Source organism: Rathayibacter sp. AY1C9 (assembly GCF_002932315.1).
Taxonomy (GTDB): domain Bacteria; phylum Actinomycetota; class Actinomycetes; order Actinomycetales; family Microbacteriaceae; genus Rathayibacter.
On the sequence record NZ_PSVZ01000003.1, the window covers coordinates 127,641 to 140,356 of the forward strand.

The window sequence follows — 12,716 nt, forward strand, 5'->3', positions numbered from 1 at the left end:
GCCCTAGACTGGAGGGCGTGCCTTCCGACGCCCCGTCCTCGAGCCGCGTCCCGGCCGAGGAGCGTCTGTTCAACCTCGTGCTCGCGCTCGTCGCGGCCGAGAACGGACTGACGAAGGCCGACGTCCTCTCCACGGTGCAGGGCTACCGGCAGCGGGTGGGCCGGGGCGACCGGACCTCGCTCGAGCGCCAGTTCGAGCGCGACAAGGACGACCTGCGCGAGCTGGGCATCCCGATCGAGACGGTCGACGCCCCGGGCGACCCGGGCAACACCCAGACCGTCCGGTACCGCATCGCGAAGCGCAGCTACGACCTCCCGGCCGACCTGACCTTCGACCCGGAGGAGCTCGCGCTGCTCCGCCTGGCCGGGGCGGTCTGGCGCGAGGGGACGCTCTCGGCGGAGTCGCGGCGCGCGCTGATCAAGCTGCGCTCGATCGGGGTCGAGTCCGTCGACCCCGTCATCGGCATCAGCCCCTCGATCCGGGTCCGCGAGGCCTCGTTCGAGCCGCTCAACGCTGCGCTCGACCGCGGCCAGGTCGTCCGCTTCCCCTATCTGAAGCCCGGCGGCGAGGAGCCGCGCGTGCGCACCGTGCAGCCCCGCGCCCTGGTGAACCACCAGGGGCGCTGGCACCTCCACGGCTGGGACGAGGGCGCCGAGGGCACGCGGACCTTCCTCCTGTCGCGGATCGTCGGGCCGGTCGCGTCCACCGGCCGCACCGCGCCTCTCGTGGAGGGGGACCACGCGGCGACCGCTCTCGCCCAGCTCGACGAGATCCTGCAGCGCAACAGCGCGCTCCTGCGCGTCGCCCCCGACTCCGACGCCGCCCTCCGTCTCGGCGGGCGTGCCGAGGCCGAGGGCGAGGGCCAGGGCCTGCTGCGCCTGCACTACACCGACCCGGACGTGCTCGCGGACGAGCTCGCCGGTCACGGTCCCGAGGTGCGGGTGCTCGAGCCGGAGGAGCTCCGCCGCCGCGTCCTCGACCGCCTCCGCCGCACCCTGGACGACCATGGAGGGGATCCCCGTGGCTAGACCCCGCTCCCTGCAGGCGCGCGACCGCCTGGCCGTCCTCCTCTCCCTCGTTCCCTACCTGCTCGACCGGGGCCGCGTCTCCGTCGCCGAGGTCGCCGCGCACTTCGAGATCCCGGAGGAGGAGGTGCGCCGCGCGGTGCGCCTCATCGCCGTCTCGGGCATCCCCGGCGAGACCGCGCAGTACCAGGCGAACGACCTCTTCGACATCGGCTGGGACGACTTCGAGGAGAACGACCACGTCGTCCTCACCCACCAGGTCGCGATCGACGACTCGCCGAGGTTCTCGGCGCGGGAGGCCGCCGCCCTCATCGCCGGCATGCAGTACCTCGCAGCGCTGCCCGAGAACCAGGGCAACGACCGGATCGCCTCGCTGATGGGGAAGCTCGCACGCGGCGCCTCCTCGGCCCCGAGCGCGGTCGCGGTCTCGCGCGGCACGGGCGCGGACAGCGCTGTGGCGCTCCTGCGGACAGCGATGGGCTCGGCGACGCAGGTCGCTTTCGACTACCGCAGCGCCCGCGGCGAGACCGAGTCCCGGCTCGTCGACCCCTTCGTGCTCGAATCGGTCGATCGGGACTGGTACCTGCGCGGATGGGACCACCTCCGCGAGGGCGTCAGGACGTTCCGGGTCGACAGGATGCGCTCCCTCCGCGACACGGGGACGCCGATCGTCCGGCGCCGCAACGAGGTGACCCTCTCGGAACGGCTCTTCGAGGCCTCCGCCTCCGATCTCGTCGTGGACCTGCGCGTCGCCCCCAGCGCCGTCGTGCTGCTGGGCGACTACGCGGCCGACGCCGAGTTCCCCGATCCCGTGCCGGGGGAGGAGGACCACGGTGTCCTCGTCCGTCTCCGCGTCGCCCATCTGGAGGGATTGACGCGCCTGGTGGCGTCGTTGGCGGGTCTCGTCACCGTGGTGGCACCCCCCGAGGCGCGCACCGCGGTCGCGCTCTGGGCGGCCTCCGCGCTCGCCGCGAACGAGGGGGAGCCGTCGTGACCTGGTGGTCGTGGATCCTGATCTGGCTCGGCCTCGCGCTGGGCGCTCTGGCGATGCTGGTCCTCTTCGCCCTCTCCTACTGGCGCAAGGGGAAGGTGCTCCTCGGACAGCTGTCCGAGGTCACCGCGAAACTCGAGACACTGAGTCCTGGAATGACGGACGACCTGCCGCCCCGGCCGTCCTCGTCGCTGTTCGCCGATCGCGACGACGTGAGGCGTGCGCACGAGGGCCGGCGTGACGCACGTCGCGACAGGATCGATCTCCGCCGGTCAGAACGGGTCGAACAGGGTAAGCTCCTCGTACACCGCAACCGACAAGTGAAGTGAGTCTGCAATGTTCGCTGGCCTCCAGGGGTGGCACCTCCTCATCATCCTCGCCGTGATCCTCCTCCTGTTCGGTGCGCCCAAGCTCCCGCAGCTGGCCCGCAGTGTCGGGCAGTCGATGCGGATCTTCAAGAGCGAGGTCAAGACCATGAAGGACGAGGACGGCACCGAGCGCCGTGAGTCGACCGAGGGGACCACCGGCACCGTCGCCGGATCCACCGGCACGACCACCGGCACCGGCACCACCACGCCGCCCGAGTCCCCGCTCAAGTAATGACGTCCGTGGCACCGAAGAAGCCACGGACGAAGCGGACGAAGAACCCCGACGGGCGCATGTCGCTCGGGGCGCACCTCGTCGAGCTTCGCAACAGGCTCTTCAAGTCGGCGATCGCGATCGTCATCGCGTGCGTCGCGGGGTGGTTCGTCTCGGAGTGGGTCTTCGAGGCCCTCAAGGCTCCGATCTCCGAGGTGGCCTCCACCCAGGGCAAGGAGGCGATCCTCAACTTCCCGACGATCGCCGGTGCCTTCGACCTGCGGCTGCAGATCGCCATCACGGTGGGCATCGTCCTGGCAAGCCCGGTCTGGCTGTACCAGATCTGGGCGTTCCTCGTCCCGGGCTTGACCCGCAAGGAGATGCGGTACGGCCTCGGCTTCATCCTCACCGCCATCCCGCTGTTCTTCGCGGGCTGCGCGGCCGGCTGGTTCGTGTTCCCGCACATCGTGGAGCTCCTGACGAGCTTCACCGGCAGCAACGCGGCGAGCTTCCTCGACGCCAAGATCTACTACGAGTTCGTTCTCAAGCTCGTGCTGGTCGTCGGCATCGCCTTCGTGCTGCCCGTCTTCCTGGTGCTCCTCAACTTCCTCGGCATCCTCCCCGGCATGCTGATCCTCAAGTCGTGGCGCATCGCGATCATGGCGATCGTGCTCTTCACGGCGATCGCGACCCCCGCGGCCGACCCGATCTCGATGTTCCTCCTGGCCATCCCGATCATCTTCCTGTTCTTCCTCGCCTGCGGGATCGCGATCCTGCACGACCGGCGCGCCGCCAAGCGCCAGCTGGTTTTCGACGGCAGCCCCTCCGACCTGCCCGCGTGACCGGACCGTCTCCCGCCGAGCGGTTCGCCGCGTTCCGGACGCGCCAGGGCCACGCGAGGGTCGAGGCGTTCCGCTCGACCCTCGCGTTCGACCTCGACCCCTTCCAGTACGAGGCCTGCAGCGCGCTCGACGACGGCCACAGCGTCCTCGTCGCCGCGCCCACCGGCGCCGGCAAGACCGCGGTGGCCGAGTTCGCGATCCACCTGGCCATGCAGGACCCGACGGCCAAGGTCTTCTACACGACGCCGATGAAGGCGCTGAGCAACCAGAAGTTCCAGGAGTTCGTCGAGGACTACGGAGCCTCCGAGGTCGGCCTGCTGACCGGCGACTCGAACGTCAACGCGCGCGCCCGCATCGTCGTGATGACGACCGAGGTGCTGCGCAACATGCTGTACGCCGACTCGGACCTCCTGCGCGACCTCGCCTACGTCGTGATGGACGAGGTGCACTACCTCGCCGACCGCTTCCGCGGCGCCGTCTGGGAGGAGGTCATCATCCACCTCCCGCAGCGCGTGCGGCTGGTCTCGCTCAGCGCGACCGTGTCGAACGCCGAGGAGTTCGGCGACTGGCTCCAGACCGTCCGGGGCGAGACCGAGGTCATCGTCTCCGAGGAGCGGCCCGTCCCGCTCGACCAGCACGTCCTGGTGGGCGGCAAGCTGGTCGATCTCTTCGACTCCTCCGGTCGGGCGGCGACGAACCGGGTGAACCCCGAGCTCGCCCGCATGGCCCAGGGCGGCTCCCGGGTCGAGCGCGGCGGCAGGGGCGGCCGCAACGGCCGAGGCGGTCGCGGCCGCTACCCGGAGCAGCGCACCGAGGAGCTCGTGCTGCGCTCGGAGGTCGTCGAGATCCTCCGCGGCAAGAACCTCCTCCCCGCGATCTTCTTCGTCTTCAGCCGTGCGGGCTGCGACCAGGCCGTGCGCCAGGTGCTGCGGTCGGGCGTGCGCCTCACCGAGCGCCACGAGCGCGACGAGATCCGCGCGATCGTCGAGGAGCGGTGCCGGACGATCCGCGACGAGGATCTCGCGGTGCTCGGCTACTGGGAGTGGCTCGACGGACTCCAGCGGGGCGTCGCCGCGCACCACGCCGGGATGCTCCCCGCCTTCAAGGAGGTCGTCGAGGAGCTGTTCCTGCGCCGGCTCGTGCGCGTGGTCTTCGCGACCGAGACGCTCGCGCTCGGCATCAACATGCCGGCCCGCACGGTCGTCCTCGAGAAGCTCGAGAAGTTCAACGGCGAGGCGCGCGTCCCGATCACACCGGGGGAGTACACCCAGCTCACCGGCCGGGCGGGCCGACGCGGCATCGACGTCGAGGGCCACTCGGTGATCCAGTGGCGCGGCGGGATGGACCCTCAGGCGGTCGCGTCCCTCGCCTCCCGGCGGACCTACCCGCTCAACTCCAGCTTCCGCCCCAGCTACAACATGGCCGCGAACCTGATCGAGCAGTTCGGGCGGGTGCGCACGCGCGAGATCCTCGAGTCGTCGTTCGCGCAGTTCCAGGCCGACCGGTCCGTCGTCGATCTCGCCCGCCGGGTCCGCCAGCAGGAGGAGTCGATGGCGGGCTACGTCACGGCGATGCAGTGCCACCTGGGCGACTTCGAGCAGTACGCGGCGATCCGCCGTGAGATCGGCGACCTCGAGCGCCGGGGCGCGGTGCGCGGCGAGTCGGCCTCCCACGCCGAGCGCGAGAAGCGCCAGGGACAGCTCACGAGCCTGCGGCGTCGGATGAAGGCGCACCCGTGCCACGCCTGCTCCGACCGCGAGCAGCACGCGCGCTGGGCCGAGCGCTGGTGGAAGCTGCGCCGCGAGACCGACGAGATCGAGCGCCAGATCCGCTCGCGCACCGGCGCCGTCGCCCGCATCTTCGACCACATCACGGACGTGCTGCTCGAGCTCGGCTACTTCCGCCGGGACGAGGTCGGCGAGCTCTCGCTGACGCCCAACGGTCGCACGCTCCGCCGGATCTACGGGGAGCGGGACCTGCTCGTCGCCGAGTGCCTCCGGAAGCAGGCGTGGACGGAGCTCGATCCGGCCGGCCTCGCGGCGATGGCGTGCTGCCTGGTCTTCGAGCCGCGACGCGAGGAGGGGACGCTCGGCGAGCAGTTCCTGCCCCGCGGCGCGTTCCCCGAGGCGCTGGAGAGGACCCAGCTTCTGTGGGCCCGGCTCGACGACGTCGAGCGGGAGCACCGCCTGCCGGGCAGCAACCCGATCTCGACGAGCCTGGCGCTGTCGATGAACATGTGGGCCAAGGGCATGCCGCTCGACATGGTGCTCCGCGAGTCCGACATGGCCGCCGGCGACTTCGTGCGCTGGGCGAAGCAGACCATCGACCTCCTCGACCAGCTCTCCGTCGTCGCCGAGGGCAAGGTCGGCCGCGCGGCCCGGACCGCCCTCGACCTGGTCCGCCGCGGCATCGTCGCGTACTCGACGGTCGCATGACGCCGATCGCTCCTCCGCCCGACGGGCGGACCGTTCCGCTGTGGGTGGCGCTGCCCCTCGCCGCCCTCGGCGGCGCCGTGCTCGACCGCGGCTTCCCCGACTCCGACGTCTGGCCGCTGGCGATCGTGGGCGCCGCGGCGATCCTGTTCGCGCTGGGGGGGCGCGGCTTCTGGAGCGGAAGCCTCGTCGGCCTCGTCGGCGGAGCGGTCTTCTGGGGCGTCCACATCGAGTGGCTGACCCTCTACCTCGGCCCGGTCCCGTGGGCGGCCCTCGCCGGCCTGCAGGCGATCTTCTTCGCGCTCTCCGCGGGGCTGATGGCGGTCGTCTCCACGCGCGGCCACCGCGTCTGGACGGGACCGCTCGGCCGGATGGTCGGCCTCCCCGCCCTCCTGGCGGCGCTCTGGATCGGGCGCGAGTCGATCACCAGCGTCTGGCCCTACGGCGGCTTCGCCTGGGGCCGCCTCGCGATCTCGCAGTCCCTCGGCCCGCTCGCCGGTCTCGCGGCGTGGATCGGCTTCGCCGGCCTCGGCTTCGTGGTGGCGTTCCTCGCGGCCGTGCTCGCGCAGGCCGTCCGCGAGATGTCCGTCCCGGCCTTCTCTCGCGTCAGCGCTCTCGCGGGCTTCGCGATCGTGGCGCTGGTGTTCCCCGCCTGGCCGGCACCGACGGAGGGCACGACCCGGATCGCCGCCGTCCAGGGCGACTCCGATGCGGGCCTGTTCTCGCAGAGCTACCGCGGGCAGATCCTCGAGGACCACACCTCGGCGACGCTGCCGATCCTCGATCAGGACGTCGACATGGTGGTGTGGCCCGAGAACGGCGTCGACATCGATCCGACCCGGAACGCCCAGTCGGCCGCCGTCCTCGACTACCTCAGCCGGACGATGGACGCGCCGTTCGTCGTGGGCACGATCACGAACCCCTCGGACGACGTCTTCTACAACAGCTCGCTGCTCTGGAAGGCGGGGGAGGGGGCGACGCAGGTCTACGACAAGGTGCATCCCGTCCCGTTCGCCGAGTACATGCCGGACCGGGCGTTCTGGCGGATGTTCGCTCCGGACCTGGTCGACCTGGTGAGCCGCGACTACTCGATCGGCACCCGTCCCAACGTCTTCGACGTGAACGGCGTCCTCGCAGGCATCGCGATCTGCTTCGACATCTCGGACGACGCGCTGACGAACGCGATGGTCGACGGGGGAGCCCAGGTCATCCTCGGGCAGACCAACAACGCCGACTTCGGCCGGACCGACGAGAGCGTCCAGCAGCTCGCGATCGCTCGCCTGCGGGCCATCGAGACCGGGCGCAGCGTGGTCAACATCTCGACCGTCGGGACGAGTGCGATCATCGGGCCGGACGGCGCGACGATCGACTCCCTGACATGGTTCGAGCCGGGTGCCATGGTGGACGAGGTCCCCCTCAGCTCCACCACGACCCCGGCTCTGGTGTGGGCGCGAGACCTCGGCTGGTACTTCCTGGCCGCCGGTCTCATCGGCATGGTCTCGTTCGTCCTCAGGACGCGCGAGCCGCGACGCCGTTACCGCTGACCGGCGCTACGCGCCGATCTTGTGCTCGCCGCGCCTGGCGCGCAGATAGGCGAGCCGCTCCTCGAGCAGCTCCTCCAGCTCCGCGCGGGTCCGACGCTCGAGCAGCATGTCCCAGTGGGTGCGCGGAGCCTTCTGCTCGCCCTTGTCCACGACGACCGGCTTCGAGTCCACCATCAGAGTGGCCTCGTGACCGCAGGAGCGGCACTCCCAGGTCTCCGGTGCTTCCGCGTCGGCCGAGAACACCATGTCGGTGTCGTGGCCGCAGTTCGCGCAGTGGTACTCGTACGTCGATCGCGGGGAGAAGACGACGCCTTCTTCGCTCTGCAGGCTCTGGGATCCGAGCCGCATTCCTCGCAAGCTTCGATCTGCCATTGTGTGGTCTCCTCTCGCTGTGCTTCCCCAGTGTCAACGTCGTACCTGGAGGTGGTCTTCCCGTCCCTGCCATTGCCAGAGAACCCTCAGGTCGGAGGCGTATTCCGCGGCTCCTGAGGGCGTGGCCGACGGGCGCTGAGGAAGGCGTCGACGGCCGCTCGGGCGAGGTCGGTGCGGTCGGTCACGAGCCCGTCGATCCTGAGCGCGAGGAGCTGCTCCATCCGCTCCGGATCGTCGATGGTCCAGAGGTGGATCTCGCAGCCTGTCACCCGCAGCCGGGCGAGGATCCGCGGCTCCGCGACGCGGAGGCCGAGCGCGCTCTCGGGCACCTGGAGCGCGTCGATGCCGCGGAGAGCGAGACGCACGGGGAGGGCGGCGCCGAGGTGGGCGGCGACCAGGGCGACGACGAAGCGGACCGCCGACGCCGAGGTCGCGGCGCCGGGAAGACGGCGGAGGGCCGCTGCTCGACGGATCTCGGAGAACGAGGTGATCAGGACGCGCTCCGAGGCGGCGGCGCCGGACACCGCCGCGACAACCGGACCGATCGCGTCCCGCGACTTCACATCGACATTGAAGCGCGCGCGGGGGAGTGCGGCGAGGGCCTGCTCGAGAGAGGCGAGCCGGGCGCCGCCCGCCAGCCGGAGGTCCGCGAGCTCCTCCCACCGGGTGGCGGCGACGACGTGGCGGCGGCCGGAGCGGTCGATCACCTCGGCGTCGTGGACGAGCACGGCGACCCCGTCGAGGGACGCGCGCGCGTCCGTCTCGAGGAGGTCCGCACCCGCGGCGAGGGCGCGCTCGAAGGCGGCGAGCGTGTTGCCCTCGGCCGGCGGGCCGAATCCACGATGCGCGATCACCCGGGGCATCGGCCCGCTCAGGACGAGGGGTGGCTCGGAGGCGCGCATCGCGGACCGGGTCCGCGGCTCAGACGGCCGGCGGCGGGGGAGTGGGCGCGGAGTCCGGGGTTCCGTCGGTCGTCGCGGGCGCCGCGGGGGCGGACGTGTCGGATCCGGGCACGACAGGCGTGGAGCCGACGGACCCGGATGCGGCAGGCGCGGAAGCCGCAGGCGCCGACGTGGGTACCGCGTCCTGCGGGCGGACCGCCGGGGCGGACTGGCCGCGCTGGCCGAGCGCTCCTCCGATGCCCTTCAGCGCCTCGGTGAGCTCGCTCGGGATGACCCAGAGCTTGTTCGCGCTGCCCTCGGCGATCTTGGGGAGCGTCTGGAGGTACTGGTAGGCGAGCAGCTCGCTGTCGGGGCGGCCCTCGTGGATGGCGTGGAAGACGGTGGTGATCGCCTTGGCCTCACCCTCGGCGCGCAGGACCGCCGCCTTCGCCTGGCCCTCCGCCGCGAGGATCGCGGCCTGGCGCTGACCCTCGGCGTTCAGGATCTGGGACTGCTTGGTGCCCTCGGCGGTGAGGATCACGGCTCGACGGTCGCGCTCGGCGCGCATCTGCTTCTCCATCGAGTCCTGGATGGAGAGGGGCGGGTCGATGGCCTTGAGCTCCACGCGTCCGACGCGGATGCCCCACTTGCCGGTGGCCTCGTCGAGGACGATGCGCAGCTGCCCGTTGATGTTGTCGCGGGAGGTCAGCGCCTCCTCGAGGTTCAGGCCGCCGACGACGTTGCGGAGCGTGGTGGTGGTCAGCTGCTCGACCGCGCCGAGGTAGTTGGCGATCTCGTAGGTCGCCGCCCGGGCGTCCGTCACCTGGAAGTAGACGACCGTGTCGATCGAGACGACGAGGTTGTCCTCCGTGATCACGGGCTGGGGCGGGAACGAGACGACCTGCTCGCGCAGATCGATCAGCGGGCGGACCCGGTCGATGAACGGCACGACGAGATTGAGGCCCGGCAGCAGGGTCTTGTGGTACTTGCCGAGGCGCTCCACGACCCCGGCGGTGGCCTGGGGGATGATGCGGACCGCTCGGAAGAGGACGACCAGGGCGAAGAGGACGACGGCGGCGACGACGACGATCGTCACGACGGAGGACGGTGTCACGGTGTGCTCCTTTCGGCGGGGACGACGACCGCGGTCGCGCCCTCGATGGCGGTGACGACGACTCTCTCGCCGACTCCGAGTGTGCGGTCCTCGACGAGCGGGGACAGGCGGACGGTCCAGGTCTCGCCGTTGGCGAGCTTGACCTGGCCGGCTCCGGGGCCGGCGAGGACGACGCTGCCGGAGAGCCCGAGGAGAGCGTCCGCTCCGCTGGGGGTGGGATCGCCGCCCCGCTTCAGCAGCCGCAGCAGCGGCGGACGGACGGAGAACAGCAGGAGGGCGGCGAGGACGGCCGCGACGGGGACCTGGACCCAGAAGGGAGCCCCGACCAGCCCGGTCAGCAGTCCGCCTATGCTGCCGACGGCGAGCATCAGGAACGTGAACTCGAGAGTGATCATCTCGACGATCACGAAGATGAGGATCAGCGCGAGCCAGAGGATCCATGCATACTGGGTGACAGCGTCCATGCTGTGTGCTCCTTCCCCTCGACGAGCATTCCCAGGCTATCAACGCCCCCCGGACGAGGGCTGGGAGAGGGGGTGCGCCGACGATCTCGAGGCCCTTGGTAGACTCCTCCGTCGGGCCGTGGCCCGTCATCGTGCCCGATCCGGTCTCCGAGCCGGCGTTCTGGAGGAATACCCGTGTCCAATCCCCTCGCCCCCGGCTCCTTCGACGGCAAGCGCGCTCTCGTCACCGGGTCGTCCCGCGGCATCGGCGCCGACACGGTCCGCTACCTGGCCGAGGCCGGAGCCCGCGTCGTCGTCAACTACCGCTCGAAGGCGCCGCGCGCCGACAAGCTCGTCGCGCAGATCGTCGAGGCCGGCGGCACCGCCATCGCCGTCGGCGCCGATCTCACCGACGCCGACTCGCGCGCCGAGCTCTTCTCCCGCATCGAGAAGGAGTACGGAGGACTGGACGTGCTCGTCCTGAACGCCTCCGGCGGCATGGAGAGCAACATGGGGGAGGACTACGCGATGGTCCTCAACCGCGACTCGCAGGTCGCCGTGCTCGACGCGGCGCTGCCGCTGCTCTCCGAGGGCTCCCGTGTCGTGTTCGTCACGAGCCACCAGGCGCACTTCATCCGGACCACGCCCACGATGCCCGAGTACGAGCCCGTCGCGCTCTCCAAGCGCGCCGGCGAGGACGCCCTGCGCGAGCGGATCGGTGAGCTCGCCGAGCGCGGGATCGAGTTCGTCGTCGTCTCGGGCGACATGATCGAGGGCACCATCACCGCGACCCTGCTGGAGCGCGCGAACCCGGGCGCGATCAGCTCGCGTCGCGAGTCGGCCGGCAAGCTCTACAACGTGCAGGAGTTCGCGGCCGAGGTCGCTCTGGCGGCCGTCGAGCCGATCCCCGCGGACAACACCCGCCTCGTCGGCGACATCTCCGACTTCGCCTGATCGCCTTCGCGGAATGACCCCGGCGCGCGGGTCTGCGATCCTCGACGGATGACTCCGATGGACGGCAGCGGACCGGCATCGGGGGAGTCCGTCCGCGCCGACGGGTTCCGCACATCGGTAGCGGCGGCCGCCGGGCGGAGCGGCGATCTCGACAGGGACGGCGAGACGAGCATCCTCCTCGACGCCGTCGCGGTGATGGCGAACTGGAGGAGGCGCTCGCCCTTCCGGTGCCGCGCCTTCCGGCGGACGCCCGAGAGGACCGAGACCTACCGACTGGAGGTGCGGCCCGTCGGGGCGTCGTTCTCCTGCGTCGACGAGCGCACCGGGACGGTCGACGCGTACGACGCCCCGACCGGCCGGTACGTCTCCGGGGGCGAGGAGCGTCCGCTGGACCGATGGCAGCTGCTGCCGGAGCCGCTGGCGGCCCGCCTGGCCTTCCCGCTGAACCTGCCGGTCTGGGGACGGCCGAGCGACGGGTACCGGATGACCGGCGCGTCGATCGACGGCGCGCTCACCGTGATCCGTCTTCGACACCAGGCCGACGACGGTGTCCGCGGCACGGTGACCGTCGATCCGCGGCTGCGGCTAGTCACGCGCTTCGACACTCCGACCGAGACGTGCTGGTACGAGGACGTCGAGCCGTGGGTGGAGCATTCGCCGTTCCGCTGATGACGTGCCGGACCGTCGGGCGGCCTCAGTCCCGGTCCGTCCGGCCCTTCCGCCGTTATCCGATAATGCACATTATGTCAGTTCGACCGAAGTCCCGTTCGGCAGGGATGGCGATCGGCTCCCCTCAACGCTCCTGCGACAGGACGTCATCGATCGCCGCCGCGCTCCGATGGCAGACCGGGCGCTTCGACGGTGAGGCCTCGGATCACCGCGGCGACGACCATGCGCTGCGTGAGTTCGGCGCTGGTGTCCACGGGCCACTGGCTCACCGACCCGACGTGCGCCGCGACGACCGCCTTCGCCAGGACGGCGGACTCGACGGCGGGGACGCGGCCGTGCACGGCCGCGAGGGTGGCGAAGCGCTCGCCCAGCTCGCGCGAGACGCGGTCGTCGTCGATCATCATCCGCTCGGCGAACTCCGGGTCCGCGGCAGCGCGTGCCAGGAGCACCGACCGCAGGGAGAACCACTCGCGGCTGGACGGGAGCGCGTCGAGGAGGGAGCGGACGGCGCCGTCGAGGGTCGCCGCGCGGTGCTCCTCCTGCAGCTGGACGTCGAGGGCCTCCTGCAGGCTCCCCCACACTCTCGCGGCCTGCTCCTCGTGGAGTGCGAGGAAGAGCTGGTCGACACCGGCGAAGTTCGAGTAGAACGCGCCGCGGGTGAAGCCCGCCTGCGCGCAGATGTCCTCGACGCGCTGGCCGATGGTGCCCGTGCTCTCGAAGAGCTCGGCGGCCGCGGCGAGGAGACGTCGTCGCGTCTCGCTCCTCCGCCGGACCGGAGCCTGCTCGCCTGTGACCACGCCCCCAGCCTATTCGGATCCTTGCGCTGAATGGGCCTTTTCAGTACGTTTCGTTTTCAATGCATACCGTATC

Annotated in this window: 14 protein-coding genes; 9 read left to right on the plus strand and 5 right to left on the minus strand. The window is 71.1% G+C overall.

Annotated features, from left to right (window positions below):
• The first annotated feature begins 17 nt into the window (after positions 1-17).
• Genes C5D09_RS04000 through lnt form a run of 7 tightly spaced genes read left to right on the plus strand, consistent with a single transcriptional unit; the run spans position 18 to position 7,413 of the window.
• On the plus strand, positions 18-1,028 hold the full coding sequence (locus C5D09_RS04000) for a YafY family protein (RefSeq protein WP_104222016.1): 1,011 nt from the start codon (positions 18-20) through the stop codon (positions 1,026-1,028).
• The gene (locus C5D09_RS04005) at positions 1,021-2,019 is read left to right on the plus strand and encodes a YafY family protein (RefSeq protein ID WP_258059235.1); all 999 of its coding nucleotides are present in this window, start codon (positions 1,021-1,023) and stop codon (positions 2,017-2,019) included. Before C5D09_RS04000 ends, C5D09_RS04005 begins: the two co-directional genes overlap by 8 nt.
• Positions 2,016-2,345: a hypothetical protein gene (locus C5D09_RS04010; protein WP_104222020.1), complete on the plus strand. Its 330-nt coding sequence runs from the start codon at positions 2,016-2,018 to the stop codon at positions 2,343-2,345. Before C5D09_RS04005 ends, C5D09_RS04010 begins: the two co-directional genes overlap by 4 nt.
• 7 nt (positions 2,346-2,352) lie before the next feature.
• On the plus strand, positions 2,353-2,616 hold the full coding sequence (gene tatA / locus C5D09_RS04015; RefSeq protein WP_104222022.1) for a Sec-independent protein translocase subunit TatA: 264 nt from the start codon (positions 2,353-2,355) through the stop codon (positions 2,614-2,616).
• On the plus strand, positions 2,616-3,437 hold the full coding sequence (gene tatC, locus C5D09_RS04020; RefSeq protein WP_374952911.1) for a twin-arginine translocase subunit TatC: 822 nt from the start codon (positions 2,616-2,618) through the stop codon (positions 3,435-3,437). Before tatA ends, tatC begins: the two co-directional genes overlap by 1 nt.
• Complete coding sequence (locus C5D09_RS04025) at positions 3,434-5,872, plus strand: RNA helicase (RefSeq protein WP_104222026.1); 2,439 nt, start codon at positions 3,434-3,436, stop codon at positions 5,870-5,872. The genes tatC and C5D09_RS04025 overlap by 4 nt, the downstream gene beginning before the upstream one ends.
• Positions 5,869-7,413, plus strand: a complete 1,545-nt coding sequence (lnt, locus tag C5D09_RS04030) for an apolipoprotein N-acyltransferase (protein ID WP_104268654.1) — start codon at positions 5,869-5,871, stop codon at positions 7,411-7,413. The genes C5D09_RS04025 and lnt overlap by 4 nt, the downstream gene beginning before the upstream one ends.
• A gap of 6 nt (positions 7,414-7,419) precedes the next feature.
• Here lnt and C5D09_RS04035 read toward each other — a convergent pair whose 3' ends face one another.
• From C5D09_RS04035 to C5D09_RS04050, 4 genes are all read right to left on the minus strand, one after another.
• The gene (locus C5D09_RS04035; RefSeq protein ID WP_068207052.1) at positions 7,420-7,785 is read right to left on the minus strand and encodes an RNA polymerase-binding protein RbpA; all 366 of its coding nucleotides are present in this window, start codon (positions 7,783-7,785) and stop codon (positions 7,420-7,422) included.
• A gap of 86 nt (positions 7,786-7,871) precedes the next feature.
• A complete protein-coding gene (locus C5D09_RS04040) occupies positions 7,872-8,648 on the minus strand; it encodes a glycerophosphodiester phosphodiesterase family protein (protein ID WP_258066906.1) in 777 nt (258 codons plus the stop codon).
• A 58-nt stretch (positions 8,649-8,706) separates the two neighbouring features.
• A complete protein-coding gene (locus C5D09_RS04045; RefSeq protein WP_374953801.1) occupies positions 8,707-9,762 on the minus strand; it encodes an SPFH domain-containing protein in 1,056 nt (351 codons plus the stop codon).
• Between the two features lie 14 nt (positions 9,763-9,776).
• Complete coding sequence (locus tag C5D09_RS04050; RefSeq protein WP_104260699.1) at positions 9,777-10,244, minus strand: NfeD family protein; 468 nt, start codon at positions 10,242-10,244, stop codon at positions 9,777-9,779.
• A 174-nt stretch (positions 10,245-10,418) separates the two neighbouring features.
• On the opposite strand from C5D09_RS04050, the gene C5D09_RS04055 reads away from it, so the two are divergent.
• Both C5D09_RS04055 and C5D09_RS04060 read left to right on the plus strand, forming a co-directional pair.
• Positions 10,419-11,177, plus strand: coding sequence for an SDR family oxidoreductase (locus C5D09_RS04055; protein WP_104222036.1), 759 nt, complete (start codon positions 10,419-10,421; stop codon positions 11,175-11,177).
• A gap of 48 nt (positions 11,178-11,225) precedes the next feature.
• On the plus strand, positions 11,226-11,846 hold the full coding sequence (locus C5D09_RS04060) for a hypothetical protein (protein WP_146085599.1): 621 nt from the start codon (positions 11,226-11,228) through the stop codon (positions 11,844-11,846).
• Between the two features lie 146 nt (positions 11,847-11,992).
• On the opposite strand, the gene C5D09_RS04065 is transcribed toward C5D09_RS04060, so the two are convergent.
• A complete protein-coding gene (locus tag C5D09_RS04065) occupies positions 11,993-12,643 on the minus strand; it encodes a TetR/AcrR family transcriptional regulator (protein WP_104246829.1) in 651 nt (216 codons plus the stop codon).
• Between the last annotated feature and the right edge of the window lie 73 nt (positions 12,644-12,716).